General features: G+C 45.6%; 15 protein-coding genes. 8 read left to right on the top strand and 7 right to left on the bottom strand.

The genetic code is table 11. From position 1 onward, the window contains the following. Window positions 1-78 precede the first annotated feature (78 nt). From ACHFJ9_RS13900 to ACHFJ9_RS13885, 4 genes are all read left to right on the top strand, one after another. Window positions 79-558, top strand: coding sequence for a glycine zipper 2TM domain-containing protein (locus tag ACHFJ9_RS13900; RefSeq protein WP_395357162.1), 480 nt, complete (start codon window positions 79-81; stop codon window positions 556-558). A gap of 212 nt (window positions 559-770) precedes the next feature. Beyond that, the gene (norR, locus tag ACHFJ9_RS13895; protein WP_237308441.1) at window positions 771-2,300 is read left to right on the top strand and encodes a nitric oxide reductase transcriptional regulator NorR; all 1,530 of its coding nucleotides are present in this window, start codon (window positions 771-773) and stop codon (window positions 2,298-2,300) included. Between the two features lie 174 nt (window positions 2,301-2,474). Next, a complete protein-coding gene (gene hcp / locus ACHFJ9_RS13890; RefSeq protein WP_395357160.1) occupies window positions 2,475-4,136 on the top strand; it encodes a hydroxylamine reductase in 1,662 nt (553 codons plus the stop codon). A gap of 81 nt (window positions 4,137-4,217) precedes the next feature. Further along, on the top strand, window positions 4,218-5,273 hold the full coding sequence (locus ACHFJ9_RS13885; protein ID WP_395357158.1) for an FAD-binding oxidoreductase: 1,056 nt from the start codon (window positions 4,218-4,220) through the stop codon (window positions 5,271-5,273). A gap of 216 nt (window positions 5,274-5,489) precedes the next feature. Here ACHFJ9_RS13885 and ACHFJ9_RS13880 read toward each other — a convergent pair whose 3' ends face one another. From ACHFJ9_RS13880 to ACHFJ9_RS13870, 3 genes are all read right to left on the bottom strand, one after another. Next, on the bottom strand, window positions 5,490-6,428 hold the full coding sequence (locus tag ACHFJ9_RS13880) for a class I SAM-dependent methyltransferase (protein ID WP_395357156.1): 939 nt from the start codon (window positions 6,426-6,428) through the stop codon (window positions 5,490-5,492). A 31-nt stretch (window positions 6,429-6,459) separates the two neighbouring features. Beyond that, entirely contained in the window at window positions 6,460-7,152 is a 693-nt protein-coding gene (locus ACHFJ9_RS13875; protein WP_069521402.1) for a TIGR01621 family pseudouridine synthase, read from the bottom strand. A gap of 81 nt (window positions 7,153-7,233) precedes the next feature. After that, window positions 7,234-8,604, bottom strand: coding sequence for a sodium-dependent transporter (locus tag ACHFJ9_RS13870; RefSeq protein ID WP_043884644.1), 1,371 nt, complete (start codon window positions 8,602-8,604; stop codon window positions 7,234-7,236). A 430-nt stretch (window positions 8,605-9,034) separates the two neighbouring features. Here ACHFJ9_RS13870 and cls point away from each other — a divergent pair, with 430 nt between their 5' ends. From cls to ACHFJ9_RS13850, 4 genes are all read left to right on the top strand, one after another. Then, window positions 9,035-10,489, top strand: a complete 1,455-nt coding sequence (gene cls, locus ACHFJ9_RS13865) for a cardiolipin synthase (RefSeq protein ID WP_005393277.1) — start codon at window positions 9,035-9,037, stop codon at window positions 10,487-10,489. A 212-nt stretch (window positions 10,490-10,701) separates the two neighbouring features. Beyond that, window positions 10,702-11,910 carry a cystathionine beta-lyase gene (locus ACHFJ9_RS13860; RefSeq protein ID WP_005393279.1) on the top strand — a complete coding sequence of 403 codons (1,209 nt, stop codon included), beginning with the start codon at window positions 10,702-10,704 and terminating at the stop codon, window positions 11,908-11,910. A gap of 245 nt (window positions 11,911-12,155) precedes the next feature. Then, window positions 12,156-13,061, top strand: coding sequence for an esterase/lipase family protein (locus ACHFJ9_RS13855; RefSeq protein ID WP_395357443.1), 906 nt, complete (start codon window positions 12,156-12,158; stop codon window positions 13,059-13,061). A 12-nt stretch (window positions 13,062-13,073) separates the two neighbouring features. After that, a complete protein-coding gene (locus tag ACHFJ9_RS13850; protein WP_395357153.1) occupies window positions 13,074-13,934 on the top strand; it encodes a lipase secretion chaperone in 861 nt (286 codons plus the stop codon). A gap of 25 nt (window positions 13,935-13,959) precedes the next feature. On the opposite strand, the gene ACHFJ9_RS13845 is transcribed toward ACHFJ9_RS13850, so the two are convergent. The 4 genes from ACHFJ9_RS13845 to ACHFJ9_RS13830 form a co-directional block, all read right to left on the bottom strand. Then, the gene (locus tag ACHFJ9_RS13845) at window positions 13,960-14,526 is read right to left on the bottom strand and encodes a DNA-3-methyladenine glycosylase I (protein WP_053807226.1); all 567 of its coding nucleotides are present in this window, start codon (window positions 14,524-14,526) and stop codon (window positions 13,960-13,962) included. Between the two features lie 72 nt (window positions 14,527-14,598). After that, a complete protein-coding gene (gene vmeI, locus ACHFJ9_RS13840; RefSeq protein WP_046874793.1) occupies window positions 14,599-17,709 on the bottom strand; it encodes an efflux RND transporter permease subunit VmeI in 3,111 nt (1,036 codons plus the stop codon). Beyond that, window positions 17,706-18,803, bottom strand: a complete 1,098-nt coding sequence (locus ACHFJ9_RS13835) for an efflux RND transporter periplasmic adaptor subunit (protein WP_237283778.1) — start codon at window positions 18,801-18,803, stop codon at window positions 17,706-17,708. Before ACHFJ9_RS13835 ends, vmeI begins: the two co-directional genes overlap by 4 nt. Window position 18,804: 1 nt before the next feature. Then, a complete protein-coding gene (locus tag ACHFJ9_RS13830; protein ID WP_005393290.1) occupies window positions 18,805-19,836 on the bottom strand; it encodes an efflux RND transporter periplasmic adaptor subunit in 1,032 nt (343 codons plus the stop codon). Window positions 19,837-19,919 lie beyond the last annotated feature (83 nt).

The following is a 19,919-nucleotide window of genomic DNA, read 5'->3' as shown; positions in this document are numbered from 1 at the left end:
CTGTTTTATATAACACTAAAGCATATATTAAATTGGGGTATATACTCTTTGGATGGAGAGAAATCATTCGGAGGCTATATGAAAAAATACGTCAAGCTAGGTATGCTGCTCATCATGTCTTGTATTGTTATGCTTAGCGGCTGTAGCTCACCTAACCCGTACGGAGATGCATACGGCTCTTCAGACACGCGCAAAGTTCAGCAGGTTTACTACGGAACGATTGAAAAAGTTGAACCAGTAACCATTGATGCCTCTACCCAATCCAACGCCATAGGCACAATCGCTGGTGCCGCCGTGGGTGGTATATTAGGCTCAAAAGTCGGGGGCGGCTCTGGCTCGGATATCGCAGCTATTGGTGGTGGTCTTCTGGGTGGTTATGCCGGCAGTAAAGCCGCTGAAGCAACCGCGAAACGAAATGGTGTGAATCTGACTATTCGCTTAGAGGATGGAAAAATAATCTCTGTCGTTCAAGAAGCAAACCCAAACATGATTTTTCAGCCAGGCCAAGCGGTTCAAATCAACATGTCTGGCAATGAAGCAAGGGTTGTTCCTCGCTAATTTGAACGCGGTTACTCCTTTCCATTGGTCTGCTGTTTTGTTTCAAAGAGCTTAATCCGCGCAAGCGTACGTTGCTTACTCATCGGCTTGCGCGATTCTATTTGTATCAAGTTTGATCGTCGTCAATGGAACATCAATCTCCCACACCTTTCGATGTTCAAATGACATCAAGTTGCTAGCATGAGCCCATTCCAGATAACTTTGGGCTTGTTATGACTCCGACTGTTGACCACGTACTCCTTAATATCGCGCTAAACCTCAGCTCTAATCGCTCTCACGAACAACAATATCAAAACCTCATTGATGGGGTCGCGCAAGTATTCCCATGTGATGCTAGTTGCCTGTTTATCTTCGATGAGGATGGGTTTCTGACTCCTGTCGCGGTAAAAGGCTTATCCAGCTCGGTCTTAGGTCGTCGCTATTTCCCCAAAGCACATCCACGCTTAGATGCCATTATTCATAGCCGTGAACCAGTGCGTTTCGATGCCGATTGTTCACTGCCTGATCCTTTTGACGGCACACTATTAACCGAAAACCAGTGCATTGATGTTCACGATTGCATGGGCTTTAGCTTGTATGTGGAAGGACAACTTGTTGGCGCACTAACCATGGATGCCCTAACGGTGGGCGCGTTTGATGATATCGATCCTGTCGCTATCGAAACCTTGGCGGCTTTGACCGCTGCGACATTGCGTAACATTGCTCAATTAAAAGCGCTCAAAGCACAAAACCAAAAGCAGAAAAGCGTCACTCAAACCCTTATCCAACAAGCCCGTTCCCAACATGGCGAAATGGTGGGCTTGAGCCCGCAGATCAACCAGTTACGAAACAACATTGCGACCGTTGCTCAATCGGATTACGCGGTACTTATCACAGGAGAGACCGGTACTGGTAAAGAACTGGTCGCGCACTCGGTGCACGCGCAATCTCATCGTAGCGATAAGCCGATGATTTACGTCAACTGTGCGGCCCTGCCTGAAGGTCTGGCTGAGAGTGAACTGTTTGGCCATGTCAAAGGCGCATTTACAGGAGCTAATAGCCACCGTGCCGGTAAGTTTGAACTGGCAGACGGTGGAACGATTTTCCTTGATGAAGTGGGCGAACTGCCTTTGATTTTGCAGGCAAAATTGCTGCGCGTAATTCAGCAAGGCGAGCTGCAACGTGTGGGTAGCGATCAGCATTTGATGGTCAATGTGCGCATCATCGCCGCGACCAATCGACAGCTGGAAAAAGAAGTCGAAGCTGGCGCATTTCGAGCAGACCTTTTCCACCGTTTAAACGTATTCCCAATCCAAGTTCCCCCACTTCGTGCCCGTGACGGTGATATTCCCGTTTTAGCCGGATATCTGTTAGAAAAGGTACGCCAACAATTTAATGCGCCCAATCTGCACGTTCACCCTAAAGTGTTGACTCAACTGGAGTCTTTACCTTGGTACGGAAACGTACGCGAGCTCGAACACACTTTAACTCGCGCGGCTTTACACGCCATTCAACAAGGTGCGAGCACGATCATGCTTAACCATTTCGACACCTCATTGGCTCTCGATGATGTAAAAAACACATCACATTATTTACCCAAAGAAAGCCAACCAATGCGAGAGCTAATAGAAAGCTATCAGCGTGATTTAATTGAACATGCTTTGAGCCAAACTGGTGGCGTTTGGGCAAAAGCAGCGGAGTTTTTACAAATGGATCGCGGGAACTTATATCGGATGGGTAAAAAGCTCGGGATCAATAAATAACCAACCACAAGAAGCTGATGTAATTAAGACATCAACTGCGTTGTCTTAATTACATCAATCACTCATCTAAAAACGATAAAATTGAATATAAATCAATAAGATAACAATTGGCACGTATTCTGCTCTCTAGTGGTCAACATCACGACTATTAAAACAATCACTGGAGAACCCAATATGTTCTGTATTCAATGTGAACAGACAATTCAAACCCCTGCTGTTAAAGGTTGTTCTTTTGCACAAGGCATGTGTGGCAAAACTTCTGAAGTATCAGACCTACAAGACGTGTTGGTTTACACACTGCAAGGGGTTTCTTTTTGGGCATCAAAAGCACTTGAATTCAATATCATTAACGATGAAATCAACCAATGGGCACCAAAAGCATTTTTCTCTACATTGACGAACGTAAACTTCGACCCTGAACGTGTCCTAGAGCTGACTTCTCAAGCTGCAACGTACAAAGCATTGCTAAAAGAGCAAGTGATGTCTGCAGCCACGCTCGCCGATACCGAAGTTGCTGACATTCCTGCGGTTGCTCACTTTGAGCTGCCAAACAGTGCAGAAGCAATCTTAGCTTTTGCTCCTCAAGTTGCCGTTAACCGTGGTAAAGACCAAGTACATGAAGATGTTATTGGCCTGCGCCTACTTTGCCTATACGGCCTTAAAGGTGCCGCAGCGTACATGGAGCACGCACGTGTTCTTGAGCAAACAAACAACGATATCTATGCCGAATACCATGAAATCATGGCGTGGTTGGGCACAGATCCTGAAGATCTCGGCGAACTACTTGATTGCTCAATGCGCATTGGCCTGATGAACTACAAAGTGATGGAAATGCTCGACCAAGGTGAAACAACGACCTTCGGCCATCCAGAACCAACCACGGTGAACGTCAAGCCAATAAAAGGTAAATGTATTCTTGTTTCTGGCCATGATTTGCATGACCTAGAAAAAATCCTGCAACAGACTGAAGGCAAAGGCATCAACGTTTACACCAACGGTGAAATGCTGCCTGCACACGGCTACCCTGAGCTGAAGAAATACCCTCATCTTGTCGGCAACTACGGCAGCGCATGGCAAAACCAACAGAAAGAATTCGCAAACTTCCCTGGCGCAATCGTAATGACGTCAAACTGCTTGTTGAATCCAAATGTAGGCCAATACGCAGACCGTTTATTCACCCGTAGTATTGTTGGCTGGCCTGGTGTGGCTCACATCGAAGGCGATGATTTTAGCCAAGTGATTGAATGTGCTCTAACGCAAGACGGTTTCCAACACGATGAAATCGAACACCATATCACGGTTGGTTTTGGTCGCAATGCACTGATGAACGCCGCCCCTGCGGTTATCGACCAAGTGAAGCAAGGCAACATCAAACACTTCTTCCTAGTCGGTGGTTGTGATGGTGATAAAGCGGAACGTAGCTACTACACCGATTTTACGGCTGAAGCACCAGAAGACACGCTAATCCTGACGTTGGCGTGTGGTAAGTTCCGCTTCAACAAGAATACGTTCGGCGATATCAACGGCATCCCTCGCCTATTGGATGTGGGCCAATGTAACGATGCTTACTCTGCAATCCAGCTTGCACTTGCACTGGCGAAAGAGTTTGACTGTGACATCAATGAACTGCCACTCACGCTTGTGCTTTCTTGGTTCGAGCAAAAAGCGATCGTTATCTTGCTAACGCTATTTGCATTGGGCGTGAGAGGCATTTACACAGGCCCTACTGCACCGGCATTCCTGACGCCAAACCTAATTGCGATCATCCAAGAGAAGTTCGATATGCGCAGTATTGGCAATGTTCAGGATGATCTAAAAGCCATCCTAGCAGCTTAATAAACTTGCTTGTTACGCGCCTCCTTACGTGGAGGCGCTATCTATTTCGAACTAAAAATAGCCACAACCAAAGAGATTGTTATGTTTTTTGAATGGCAAGGTAACCAACCCGTCACACTCCGTTGCATCGACAAATACTTCGAAACACACGATACCGTCAGCATCAAGTTGGCTGAACTAACCGAGTCACTTCTGTTTCAGTTTAAGCCTGGCCAGTTTATTAACTTGGGCATCGAAATTGATGGAAAAATGGAGTTTCGCGCCTATTCAATCAGCTCTATCAATGAAGACGATCACCTTCAACTCACCATCAAACGAGTGTCTGGCGGTAAAGTATCGAACTACATCATTGACTCGCTGCTGCTCGGTGATACCGTTCAAGCATTACCACCAGCGGGCGAATTTAACTGCATTGACCACCCACCCGTTTTACGTGATGGCGAAACAAAAGCCTTGCTTATCAGTGCAGGTTGCGGCGTCACGCCCGTATTTTCGATGGCAAAACACTGGCTGAGTAATCACGATGAAAACGACAACGATGTGGACATCGCATTTCTTCATATCGCACGCAGCCCAGAAGAGACGATTTACTACGATCAGCTAGAAACGTTCGACGCTGTGTATCCCAACTTCCATTTAAAGCTGTTGCTGAAAAACCGCGAAGGAACGTCACACCCACAAGGTCGTTTGAATGCCGACTGGCTTAAAGAGCTTGTTCCTGATTTCAAGCAACGCACCGTTTACCTATGTGGTCCAAGCCAGTTTATGCAAGATGTTCACGGCTATTTGAATGACCTTGGTTTTGACATGACGAACTTCTACCAAGAGAGTTTTACGCCAGCGACTGGCGCAGAAACATCGGTCTCCGATGAGACAGTTAACGTTTCTGTTCCTGATTTTGCTCAAAGCATCGATGCGCAAAAAGGTCAGGTATTGGCCGATGTGCTTGAAGGCGCAGGTTTACCATTAATCGTCGCTTGTCGAAGCGGGATTTGTGGCTCGTGCAAATGCAAGGTTCGTAAAGGCAGCGTCTCTTCCACCAGCCTAGAAACATTGACGCCAGAAGAAATTGAACAAGGCTATGTGCTCGCCTGCTCATCAACCATCGAAGCGGATCTTGAAGTGCAGATCGGTTAATGCTGCTGGTATCGATCTTTTATTGTTTCCCGTCATTCCGACGAGCCTGGGCGAGATCAGGAATCTAATATCAGCGTGTTAGGAATAGCTCACTCTGAGAATAGACTCTGAATCACACTCCTGTCTCGCTATTCAGATTGACGGGGTATCGCGGAAATGCCAGCCGTACTCAAACGGCTGGTATTATAGATAGGTACAACTTTCGTTTCGTCGTCATTACTTCTCGCTAAATAACAACACTTTCAATGCTGCTTCGCTGTCTACGTCCATAAACTCTGGTGGGTTATCCAGACGCTCACGGAATGTCAACTCTGGCGCTTCTTCTTTCATGCTTTCAATCAAGAAGTCGCTTGTCACAGATGGCGAGTTCACACATGCCATCACTTGACCACCGCCTGCCAACAAATCAGGCAATCGACGCAGAATCTTTTTGTAGTCTTTGGTTAGTGCAAAGCTGCCTTTCTGGAACGAAGGCGGATCGATAATGATCAAGTCATACTGACCAGATTTCTTAATCTTACCCCACGATTTAAAGATATCGTGCCCCATAAAGCTTACCTGGTTGATGTTATGACTATTTAGCTTGTGGTTCTCACGACCTTTAGACAACGACGCTTTCGCCATGTCGACGTTAACCACTTTATCTGCGCCACCCGCAATGGCAGCGACAGAAAAGCCACAGGTGTAAGCAAACAAGTTGAGCACGTTTTTATGCTTCGCATTTTCCCGTACCCAATCACGACCGTAGCGCATGTCCAAAAACAGACCGAAATTTTGGTTGCGGCCAATATCCAATTGGTATTTCAAACCGCTTTCTTCAACGACAGGGCGAGCGTCTAATTCACCGACAAGCACTTCTGAAGGCGCACCATCGGCATAACGGTGCTGAAGAACCATAGTGCGACCTTGCTTATCTGCCCACAGTTGTGATTGTGCCACCGCATTGAGACCGCTTTTCAGCTCAGCGAGAAATGCGTCGTCGACTTCTTTAAACAAGTTGATAATCAACTGACCTTGTAACCAATCACAGGTGATTTGCTCTAGGCCCTCAAAACGACGGCCACGACCATGAAACAGTCGACGAATTTCGTTAGGAGCTTGCGCGAGCTCGGTTTCTAGATGCTGAAAGAACAGCGGAAGTTGTGATGCTTGCATCGAGTTCTCTTATTAGTTTTCTTTGTGACGGTTATTTGATCGTAGGCCAGTTCAGTTCCCAAGGGGAAAGCCAAGTATCCAAACCCTGGGAGACGGTTTCACTGCGCCATTTGCTACCTAGCACTTGGTATTCTCGTGGGTCGCAAACAAAGCGATATTGCTCATCTCGGTATTGGAAGCAAAGTGAAAATGCATGCAGATAACCGCGATCAGCCTCATTGCCTGCATTGTAAATCGGGTCACCAACAATACCTGAGCCAACCGATTTTAATGCCACGCGGATTTGATGCGTTTTACCAGTGTGCGGCTTACATAAAAATAGGCGCTCTCCGGGCTCTGCCGCAAGAGAGAAAAACTGGGTGACGGCTGGGTTATTTTTGCTGTTGACCAACTTCCATGATGAACGGCGCGAACGCTCCATATCACCAATGACCAAACCTTGTTTCTTTTTCGGCTTTTTAGAGCCAATCGCCAGATAGAACTTTTCCACTTGGCGGTCAGCAAAAGCTTGCGATAACGCACTGGCCGCTTTGGCGTTGCGTCCGAGGAGCAGAATACCCGATGTCATTTTATCCAAGCGATGGATAAGATAAAGCTGCTCATCACCACTCTGCTTAGCCACTTCTTGCAGCAGCATTGTGTCGCCATCGTCTTTATGAACAGAGACGTTGGGATGCTTATTGATGATCAGAAAATCGGGATGGGTATGTAGAATATCGAACATAAAAAACTGGCTCCACGTTTGGAGCCAGCAGTATACATAAGTTATCGGACAAAGCTATCGAGGCTTGCCCCAAGGCCTGAGCTAGAGCTTTCTAGAGAAAATACCAGCAAGACCAATGATTGCGATACCCAGCAGCATGATTTCACCTTTGCCACTGTCAAAGCCAGACTTAATCCCCATGAAGGCAACAATAGCGATCGCAACAGGAATCAAGTATTTAACTAGGTTGTACCACAATCCAAATAGCGGGAAAGATACTTCGCCGTCATTAGTGATCTCTTTTTCTAGCTCAGCACGGCTTAGGCGCCATCCTGCAAAGATACAAACCAACATACCACCAACCGCTAGGAAGATTTTGTCCGTTAGTAAGTCGAAGATATCAAAGGCACCGGTACCGAACAGCGTTGGCCCCATTCCACCTAACGATAGTGACGCAAAGATACATAGTGCCGCCATGACAGCACTTGCAGACAGAACCGCGTTAGAGCGCTTCATGCCTTTCTCATCGATTAGGTAAGACACGACAACTTCCAATAGTGATACTGAAGAAGTTAATGCCGCCACCGTCAAGCCGATGAAAAATAGCAACGCGAATAGCAACCCAATCACACCGCCCATTTCAGCAAATAGTTGAGGAACGACAACGAATACAAGACCTGGGCCTGCCGCAGGCTCCATGCCAAAGGCAAACATAGCAGGGAACATAGCAACACCAGCAAGAATCGCTACACCTGTATCCATCGCAGTAACCATACCGGTTGTTTGAACTAGGTTCTCTTTCTTCTTCAGGTAAGAACCGTACGTCATCATACAGCCCATACCTAAGCTAAGTGAGAAGAACGCCTGCCCTAGTGCAGCAAGAACCACATTGCTATCGACTTTAGAAAAGTCCGGCATGAATAAGAACTCAAGGCCAGCCATTGCACCTGGCAGCATTAAGCCCTTAACAGAAACAACGATTAGGATTAAGAACAGAAGCGGCATCAGAACCTTACCGGCTTTCTCAATACCACCCGAAATCCCTTTCATCACAATCATGACGTTAAGGAACAGGTAAACACCCATCCACATTAAAGGTTGAATCGGATCTGAGATGAAACCGCCAAAGCTGTCGCCAATTGCTTCTGGCGCGCTGAGTAGACCACCACCCACTTTAAAGATGTAGGCCAATGCCCAACCACCAACCACAGGGTAGAAGCCCATGATCAAAAGACCACTGAAGACTCCCATAACGCCAGTGAACGTCCAGCGTCGGTCAGTTGTTTTGAATGCACCTACGGCAGAAAGACCTGTCTTACGACCAATAGCGAACTCTGTCAGCATCACGCTAAAGCCGATAAAAATTACAAAGATAAGATAGATAGCAACGAATGCGCCGCCGCCACTCTCACCTGCTGTGTAAGGGAATTTCCATATATTGCCTAAACCGACAGCGGAACCCGCTGCTGCCATTACGAAGCCTAGTTTAGACCCCCACGTATCACGTGGTGCTGCTGTATTAGTTGTAGCCACGCTTTTTCTCCAAAATTAGTTTGTTGTGTATGCATAGAGATAGGCGTCTAAAAAGTTTATGTAAAAATTATTGTACACTTATAAAATAAGCGTTCGACGCACTATGTCTAGAAAGTAAAGCAGCTCCCCTTTAAAATTGGAACCCCAAAAAAGTACATTTATCGCACAAGTGTCGAGTTACGCAGGTTAAATGCTGCTTTTTTGTTCAAAAGTTAAAGAATGACCTTATTTTTCACATTAAAATAACAGAATCAGCTGTTATGAAATTCGTTCCTCATATAAGGTCAATCCCACGTCTAAATGGGAAATCTATTCCCCCAACCCACTTTTATGCTTAATATCCTAGAAGGGCATATTACTCTGAGCGTATATGGACAAGTTTTATCACTTTCTTACTTTAGCTGGCATCGGGCTATATTGGTTACTGGTCGCAGGTGTGACCATTCGTGTCGTTTTAAAGCGCCGTGCAGTGAGCGTGTCTTTAGCTTGGCTAATGATCATTTATATCCTTCCCGTTCTGGGTGTCGCATGTTATTTCCTCTTCGGTGAACTGAACTTAGGTAGAAAGCGAGCCGAACGTGCGAAAGAGATGTTTACACCATTCGAGAAGTGGTTCAGTCAGTTGAACGACTGTAACGCGCACAACCCAGAAACAATGGGAAGGCACATCTACCGAATTGATGAACTTTGTAACAACCGCCTTGGTCTTCCCGCATTGAGCGGTAATACATTGTCGCTGCAACAGTCACCTAATGAGATTTTGCATTCCATTATTGAAGACATCGAAAACGCGCAGAGCAGTATTCGAATGGTATTCTACATTTGGCATCCAGGTGGTTTGGCTGACTCTGTCGCTTCTGCACTTATCCAAGCGGCTAAACGCGGCGTAGATGTCAAACTATTGCTCGATTCAGCAGGTAGTCCACGTTTTTTCAGAAGTCCTTGGTATCGAATGATGCAGGATGCTGGAATTGAAGTTATTCAAGCGCTAGAAGTGAAGATGTGGCGTATTTTCTTACGTCGTCTTGATCTTCGCCAACATCGCAAGATCATCGTAATTGATGATGAAATTGCTTATACAGGTTCAATGAACTTGGTTGACCCGGCTTACTTCAAGCAAAACAGTGGCGTCGGGCATTGGGTGGACATCATGGTTCGCATTACGGGACCAACGGTAAACGTATTGAGTGCTATCCACTGTTGGGATTGGGAAGTCGAAACTGGCGAACGTCATTTACCGAGACTACCTGAATGCAAGATCGATGAGAGTGAATTCCAACACCCTATTCAGGTTGTGCCTTCTGGCCCTGGTATGCCGGAATATCTGATCTATCAAGTATTAACATTGGCAATCAACCAAGCCAATCGCTCAGTACGAATCACAACGCCATATTTCGTGCCCAATGCTGATTTACTTGAAACGTTAAAGATGACAGCACAACGAGGCATTGATGTTGAACTGATCATTCCACATAAAAATGACTCAATGATGGTGCAATGGGCGTCACGCGCTTTTTATAGTGAGCTTTTGTGTGCAGGAGTCAAAATCTATGAGTTTTACGGTGGTTTGCTGCATACGAAATCCGTCGTAATTGACGACCAATTCTGTTTAGTTGGTACCGTAAACATGGATATGCGCAGCTTGTGGCTGAACTTCGAAGTTACCCTCGCCGTTGACGACGAAGAGTTCACGAAGCAAATGTCTTGGTTACAAGATAGCTATATTAAGCAATCTCACACTGTTGTATTGGAAGAATGGGAGAAAAGAAGCCTATTTTCTCGATTCTTAGAGCGAGTGTTCTATCTCTTCAATCCACTCCTCTAATACCTCAAATACACCGACTAAAAAAACCTCCAGCGCTGCAAGCATCCTGCTGGAGGTTTGTTCTTTTAGCTCCCTATCTACACGATACCTCTCGACATCATTCCCTGTTCATCTTGGCTATTATTGGCTGATAGTTGACTTTTCCCTTGCATAACCAACGTCGTCCATGTTTTAAATATTCAAAACCGCAATATTTAAGACAGGGAACTTTTATGTCAGAGGGAAAAAAAACCAAACTCATTACCGCTGGCCGCGATAAAAAGTGGACAAATGGTGTTGTAAACCCACCCGTTCAACGCGCTTCAACTGTGGTATTCAATACCGTTGCAGAGAAGAACCAAGCCACCATGAACCGTACCAATAAAACATTATTTTATGGTCGCCGTGGCACTAACACGCACTTCGCTTTTCAAGATGCAATGGTTGAGATTGAAGGTGGAGCAGGTTGTGCTCTCTACCCTTGTGGGACGGCAGCAATTTCAAATGCGATTCTCTCTTTCGTCGAAACTGGCGATCACATTCTGATGGTGGACACTTGTTACGAACCAACTCGTGATTTTTGTAATACCATCATGAAGAAAATGGGCATCGAAACTACCTATTATGATCCGATGATCGGCGAAGGTATTCGTGATTTGATTCAACCAAATACCAAAGTCCTTTTCCTAGAATCTCCGGGGTCAGTCACAATGGAGGTGCAGGATGTACCAACATTGGCGCGCATTGCTCACGAGCACGATATTATTGTGATGCTTGATAACACATGGGGAGCTGGCGTGAACTTCTCACCATTTGAACATGGTGTCGATATTTCCATTCAAGCCGCCACCAAATACATAGTTGGTCACTCTGATGTAATGTTAGGTACAGCCGTAGCTTCCGAAAAATACTGGCCCCAACTGCGTGAACAAAGCTACTTGATGGGTCAGTGCGTTTCTCCTGACGACGCATACCTAGGCCTTCGTGGTATTCGCACGCTGGATGTTCGCCTAAGACAACACGCAGAAAGTAGCTTGAAAGTCGCCAAGTGGCTAGCTTCTCGTCCGGAAGTTGATCATGTCCGCCACCCAGCATTGGAATCGTGCCCTGGCCATGAGTTTTTCAAACGTGACTTCACTGGTGGAAACGGCTTGTTTTCATTTGTCCTCAAAACGTCTTATCCAAAAGCGACGACGGCTCTGCTTGACGGTATGAAACACTTCAGTATGGGTTATTCTTGGGGCGGGTATGAAAGCCTCATTCTAGCTAACGAACCAAAGAGCTTTAACAGCTTGAGAACCGTAGCGCACCCACACTTTGAGGGCACTTTAGTTCGTATTCATATTGGCTTAGAAGACGTGGATGACTTGCTCGCCGATCTAGAGGCTGGTTTTGCACGCTATAACGCGTTAATTTTAGAAAAAGAAGTCTCTCTAAAATAGTAATTGAATCGCCCTGCTTCGCGGGGCGTTTTTATAACTCGCTGACTTAATTAGAATTACCTAACATTCCCACCACCTATTCGTTAATGTTAATCATTTGTGTTGTTTTTCAATTGAGCAGTCACAGAATGAAATAATGTGCCACAAATAGGCTTTCCAAATTTAGAGTTTCTCTCCTACTTTTTATCATTCATAAGAGGTCATACCACAAGGAGATAGTTTTGAAACTCAAATTCATAGCGCTAATGCTTTTTACCTTAATTACCGTCCCAATAACCACCGTACACGCCGCAACGGGTTATACCCAAACCAAGTATCCGATTGTTCTGGTTCATGGATTATTTGGTTTTGATACCCTCGCAGGCGTAGATTACTTTTTCGGAATACCACATTCCTTAACGAAAGACGGCGCTAAAGTTTATGTAGCGCAGGTATCCGCGACCAACAGCAGCGAAGTTCGAGGGGAGCAACTGCTTGCTCAAGTAGAAACCTTACTTGCTGCAACAGGCGCAGAGAAAGTCAATCTCATCGGTCACAGTCATGGTGGTCCAACAACGCGCTACGTCGCCTCTGTCCGTCCTGACCTAGTCGCATCAGTTACGAGTATCGGTGGCGTTAATAAAGGGTCTAAAGTGGCAGATTTAGTTCGTGGCACCGTATCTGAGGGTTCTGGTAGCGAGCAGGTCGCGGTAAAACTGGCGCAAGGCTTAACCACTCTTATTAATCTTCTATCAGGCGGTTCTGATATCGACCAAGACCCTTTGGCCTCATTAGCAGCCTTGACCACGGAAGGCTCATTGGCGTTTAACCAGCACTACCCAGAGGGAGTGCCTACTAGCGAATGTGGTAATGGCGACTTGCTAGCTTCAAATGGCGTTTATTACTACTCATGGACCGGATCATCCACTTTTACAAACGTTTTCGATCCGACTGACGCTGCCATGATGGTACTTGGCTTAGCCTTTGATGGGCCGAATGATGGCTTAGTTGGTGCGTGCAGCACACATTTAGGCAAAGTCATACGTGATGATTATCAAATGAACCATTTGGATGAAATTAACGGTCTACTCGGTATTCATCATCTTTTTGAAACCGATCCAGTCACGCTTTATCGCCAACATGCAAATCGTCTCAAACTTCAAGGTTTATAAGAGGTCATCACAATGAAGAAAGTCGCTCTCACCACTTTTATCCTGCTCTCGATATTTGGCGTGGGAGCGCTTTCTCTGTTGCAAAGCGACAAACAACAAGAGACAACCTCTAACCATTCGCAATCTCAGCAAGATATAGCCGCCGATGTCTCTTCCCCAAAAGACTTCTTCGAATATTCTCTTAGCCGGCTGGGCGAAGAAGATCTCGATACGATCAAAGCGGAAGTCAATGATGACACTTTAGCAAAACAAACACTGAATATTGATGCCAAACTTTTTCAGACCTACCTTTCCTACAAGCAAGCGCTCTCTGCATTGGAGCCTTTTGAGCATAACCAACTAACGCTTGAACAGCTAACCAAGCTGAATGAAGCGATACTGAATTTACAACTTCAATACTTTAGCGAGGTCCAGATAGCTCAATTGTTTGACGAAGAAAACCGACTTCGCCAACTTGCATTGGAAAAGCTGACGATTAAAAAACAGGCATCGGATATCGAGAGTCAGACACACCTTCTCAATCAAGCGTTATCAGAACAACCAGATTATATCCGAGAAAGTGAACGCAATAACGCATTAGCGGAGCAACTCGAGCAAGCTTCTCAGCTTGATTCACAAGATAAGTACATCGCCCGTGTTGCACTGGTGGGAGACGCTGGAGCGCAAAGGCTGCAAAAGCTTGATGAGCAAAGAGCATCATTTGAGACTCAACTCGCCACTTACTTAAAACAGCGTCAAGAGATTCTGAATAGGGATTTTCTAGGGCAAGATGAAAAAGAGGCAGAAATCATTGCTTTAAGAAAACAAAGCTTCGATGCAGCTCAATGGCGTCGAATCGAAGCTTTGGAACGTATCCATGATAGCCAGAATTAACGATATAAACTGAACAAGCCAAACGTTACTTATTCTGCTTTTTAGGACATCCAACGATATGGTCATCCACCATGCCGACGGCTTGCATGAAAGCATAACAGATGGTTTCACCGACAAACTTGAAGCCTTTCTTTTTAAGGAATTTACTCATGGCTTTGGATTGCTCTGTCGAAGCTGGTACGTCACTCATATGTTGCCATTGATTAATGATTGGTTCGCCGTCCACGAACTGCCACAACGCGTCTGATAAACTCCCGTATTCAGCAATTAACGCTTTGGCCGCTTTGGCATTACTGAAAACCGAGTTAATCTTTCCGCGATGCCTTACAACATCGAAGTTTTCCACGATGTATTCAGCGCGTTCTTCATTTCTTTGTTCCAACGCATCTAGGTCGTAGTTCTCGAACGCTTCTCTATATCCTTCGCGCTTTTTAAGAATGGTGATCCAACTAAGCCCAGCTTGCGCACCTTCCAACGTAATAAATTCAAACAGGACTTGGTCGTCATATACTGGCACGCCCCATTCGGAATCATGATATTCGCGCTCTAATGGGTGATTCATCGCCCACGCACACGTTTTTTGTTCTGTCATTATTCTTCCTTAAAAAGCGCCTCTAACTGATGAGCTAGAGGCGCGATATTTTTCATCGTTATATCAGTAGCACTAAGCCTGTTTCGGTACTGCCACTTTATGGAACAAACGATACAACACTGGCACGACAATCAGTGTCAGGACTGTCGCAAAGCCCAAACCAAACATAATCGTAACCGCCATTGGTTTGAAGAAAATATCTGGTAATAGTGGGATCATACCAAGGATCGTCGTGATTGCAGCCATACACACAGGACGAACACGGCTTACCGCAGCATCAACGACCGCATCATAAGCCTCTTTACCCGATTTCATTTCTATTTCAATTTGGTCCAGTAATACGATGCCATTTTTGAGCACCATTCCCGATAAGCTTAAGAAGCCGAGCAAAGCCATAAAACCAAACGGCGTGTTGAGTGCTAATAAACCGGTGGTGACACCAATTAACGCCAGCGGCACGGTAAGCCAAACAATGAGTGGCTCTTTGATAGAGTTAAATAGGAATACGGTGATCAAGAACATGAACAAGTACCCCATTGGCATGGTAGTAAACAGCGACTCTTGAGCATCACCTGAAGATTCGTACTCACCACCCCACTCTAGTGAATAGCCAGGAGGCATTTGAATCGCTTCGATTTGGGGCTGTAAACGTTTTTGCAACGTCGATGCGGTTTCTTCACCTAGAATATCAGGGTCTGCCATCACAGTGAGCATACGCTTACGGTTCTTACGTACGATGATAGGATCCTCCCAACGCATATCGTAACCCATTGTGACTTGTTGAAGTGGGATAAACTCACTCTGTGCTGGACTCCATATTTTCATGCCTTCAATGTTACGAATATCAATACGTTCATCTTCAGGTAAGCGAGCCACGATAGGCATGAGCGTCGTGCCGTCTCGGTAGAGGCCTATCGTCATTCCAGAGAATGACATGGACAAGAAATCATCGACGTCCGATTTGGTAATGCCATAGCGACGTGCCTGACTCTCATTAAACTGAGGCTCAAGAACTTGGGTTCGTTCACGCCAATCATGCCTGATATTTGTTGCCTGAGGATCGGCGTACATGATGTCCTTGACCTGAGCGGCTATCGTACGAAGGACGGTTGGATCAGAGCCGATAATGCGCGCTTCAATTTTTGCACCACCACCTGGACCTAACTCAATCTGTTTGAGCTTGTAATTGATTTCTGGGTAGTTGGCTTTTAAATACTCTCGAAACTTCGCCATTAATGGTTTTAACGCTTCGTAATTTTCCATACGAGTGGTTATCTCACCATAAGCCGCATAACTTTTCTCTGGCGCGTACGTTAGCATAAAGCGCTGTAAGCCTTTACCTGCAGTCGTCGTGATATGGTCGACATGCTCTTGCTTAGCTAACCAACTTTCTAGCTCTTTAAGCGTTGTGTTGGTGGCACGAATATCAGTTCCTTCCGGCATCCATACATCTAACTGAAAAATAGGCGTTGTCGACGATGGGAAAAACGCTTGCTTCACAAAGGTGAACCCATAAACACTTGCCGCTAATCCCGCAATCAGCACCACAACGGTAAACCAAGCACGGCGCATACAGAACTGGAGAAACTTTTTATAAATAACGAAAATAACCCCGTTATATGGATCATTTTCTTCCCCTTCACCTTGTTTAATCTTCTGGCCTTTAAAGAAGATGTCAGCAAAGAACGGTGTCAACGAGATAGCGGTAAACCAACTCAACATCAATGAGATCAGAAGAACCGTAAACAAAGTGCCACAGTATTCACCCGTCGAGTCTTCAGACAGTCCAATGGGCGCAAATGCAGTTACCGCGATCACAGTTGCCCCAAGTAATGGCCACTTGGTTTGGGTAACGATATCAGTCGCCGCTTGGAGTCGAGTTCGTCCTTTTTGAGTACCAATCAAAATCCCTTCAACCACGACAATCGCATTATCCACCAACATACCTAACGCGATAACCAAGGCACCTAATGAAATCCGCTGCAAATCTATCGCGAGATACTTCATGAAAATGAACGTACCCAACACCGTCAGCAGTAAAATCAAACCGATAAGCAGACCTGAACGTAGCCCCATAAAGAACAGAAGTACGATAATGACGATACCAACGGCTTGAGCCAAGCTGACAACAAAACCGCTAACCGATTTATCCACTTCTTTAGGCTGACTGTAAATTTCCGAGATTTCGATACCAACAGGTTGTTGGTACTTTAGCTCTGCAAGGCGATGATCAAACGCTTTTCCGACTTCAACGACATTGACGCCTTCAGCAAAAGAAACACCCACGTTTAGTGCGAGGCTGCCGTTAAAATTAATAATATTATTCGGGACTTCTACATAACCACGTTTTATTTCCGCTACATCTTTCAAGAAGATGAGCCCCTGAGCTCCCGACTCAGTAATCAACAAATCGCCTAGCTCATCCACACTCTGGAATTCGCCAGTCGGCTGAATTCTGATGTACTCGTCACCAATTCTGATCGCCCCTGCGTCAGAAACCACGTTTTGCGTCGAGAGAAGATTAAAGACCGTATCGGGGGAAAGTCCTATACTGCTAAGCTTTTTCATCGATACTTCGATGAAAACTTGCTCTTGCTGTTGCCCGGATACCGAAACTTTACTCACGCCATCAACCAGTTCGAGCTCTCGGCGTAAGTAATCAACGTAATCCAGTAGCTCTTTATAGCTATAACCGTCGCCAGTCACCGCTAACAAAATCCCGTAAACATCACCAAAATCATCGATCACTTGAGGTTCATTCACACCCGGAGGCAACGTCCCTTTAAGGTCATTCACTTTACGGCGTAACTCATCCCAGATTTGTGGCAGATCATCAGGGCCATAATTGTTCTTCATCGTGACTGTGATTTGCGATAATCCTCGGCTAGAAATCGAATTCACTTCATCAACATAAGTAAGCTGCTGAATCGCTTTTTCGATCGGATAAGTCACTTCTTCTTCGACTTGTTGCGGCGTCGCACCAGGATAAGAGGTCACCACCATGGCATCTTTGATGGTAAAAGCAGGGTCTTCAAGACGCCCTAACCCAAAGAATGCAGCGATACCACCAATCAAAAAGATCAGTGCGACCATCCAACTGATGACACGATTTCGGATGAAGTATGCAGCAATACCGGTCACATCATCATCACTTTGAGGCGCTGATTTATTAAGATCGCTCATAGACCGGCCTCCTGCGTAGCCATTTCCTGTATCACTTCCACTTTCATGCCATCCCTTAACCGAGAAACACCGGCAATCACAACTTTGTCTTTGAGCATGAGACCATCAAGGATTTGAATGGACGTTTTAGATGCTTTACCTGCTCGCACCTGCCTGCGCGATACCGTGTTGTCATCATTCAGTACCCAAACAAATTTATTTTCGCGCCCCAGCTCGTCACCGTCCGCATTAAAAATGGCTTCAATAGGAACATTAATTCCTAAATTGAGATCCAAGCCAACGTTCTTATCTTTGGAGGTCACCTCAACGGCCATCCCATCTAGGATGTATTCTTCTTCCGGCATAGGAAGCGATAATGTGACGGTAAACGTACCTGTTGTTGGGTCTGGCTCAGTCGTAAATTCTTTCACTGTCGCGTTGTACTCGTTACCACTAGGCACGCGCACCAATGCCTTTATCGCGGTAAGCCTTTCTTCCGTTGGCGGTTGGTTAACATAGAGCCGGTCTGGAAGTTGAATCAGCACCTCAACTCGCTCCAAACTATGAATATTGACGATATGCTGTCCGACTTGGACATTTTCGAATTGCTCGATATTAACTCGAGAAATGATCCCATCCACAGGCGCCTTTAAGGCAGTAAATGATAAACGGAGTTTCGCTAACTTAAGCTCAGCCAGAGCGATTTGTCGTTGTGCTGCAATTTCATCAAACTGAGACTTAGCTAATAGGCCTTTATCAACCAAAGGGCGTGAACGGCGATACTGACTGTCAACAACAGAAAAACGCGCACTCGCATTATCTACATCCAACTCATAGTCCGTAGGGTCCAACGTTGCGATAACATCACCCTTCGTGACTTTATCGCCCTCTTTTACCATGATGCGGCTGACTTCTCCTGCCACTCGGAAACTCAAATGAGAGCGATCCGCTGCATTCGCAACCGCAGGGAAATATAGGTTGTCATCCACCTTGTTTCCCGCTAATGAGGTAACTCTTACACGCGGTGTCTCAAGAGCTTTTTCTGGTGCCTTATCGCCACAACCAACAAGAAGAAACGTTGAAAATAATGCCGCTAGAGAGATGATTCCTTTCATATTACAACCCTCTTTCCTTAATCCAGGCTCTTACCTTAATTCCGGGTTCAATTACACTAACACCAGAGATAATGATTTGATCGCCATCGTTAAGCCCTGCTAACACTTGGTTTTTGTCATTCATCTCAATAGCGGCTTTGGACACAATGCCTTGCTCATCAACACGCCAAACGTATGTTTTGCCGTTCTCTTCTAGCAGCGCGGAATTAGGAATTTTTGTTGCACCAGCATTTTTAGATAGGAGGTAAGCATTACCAGACATGCCCGGTAAAAGGCCTATTTCTGATGGTCGCTCCATAACCATAGTGACTTTGTAACTACCGGTTTTAGGATCGGCTTCTGTATCTATTTCTTGAAAGGTCAAGTCAAATGACTGCTCGGGGAAAGCGTCAAAGACCATTCTGGCAGAGACATCGCTACCCTGCGTGTAACGGTTTAGCAGATAGTCAGGGACTTGGAATATCACCTTAAGCAGTTGGTTGGATTGGATATTCATCACGCCTTCTTTTGCGGCAACATACTCATGGTTTTCTGCTGGAATATACGAAATCGTACCATCATATGGCGCGACAAGTTTGGTATACCTTAAATTTGCCTTTGCTTGATTCCACTGAGCTTTGGCTGAGTTATGATTCGCTTTTGCCTCATCAAAGTCTTGTTCGGACACCACTTGGTCTTTACGTAACTTTTGGTATCGCTTGTACTGCACGTCTGCGAGCGCGAAATTTGCCCGAGCTTGCTGTTCAAGCAGAGAATATTCATCAGGGTTTAATGAAGCCAATACATCGCCTTTGCTAACGACTTGACCTTCATTCACCTCAATCGTTTGAAGAAGTCCAGGAACTCGAAACGTCAGTACCGCTTTATCACCAGCTTCCGTCGTGGCAGGAAAGTGTCGTTCAAATTGGGCATTGCCAACAGATACTGTAAATAGCTTTGCGGGGCGGGATTCAGGTTCTGGAACAGGGGGAAGTTCTTTACCACACCCCGACAACACAGCCGAGATGGCGACAGGAATGAGCAATCTTCTCATTACATTCATCCATAAAAAATTAAGGGATTATTTTTAAAGTAGATGAATTCTGGGCGAACTTCCAGAGTTGAAAAGATTAATAG

Origin of the sequence: Vibrio sp. D3, assembly GCF_043995865.1 — a bacterium.
GTDB classification, from domain to species: domain Bacteria; phylum Pseudomonadota; class Gammaproteobacteria; order Enterobacterales; family Vibrionaceae; genus Vibrio; species Vibrio diabolicus.
Note: the sequence above shows the minus strand (reverse complement) of the source record. Positions and strands in the feature narration are given on the sequence as shown.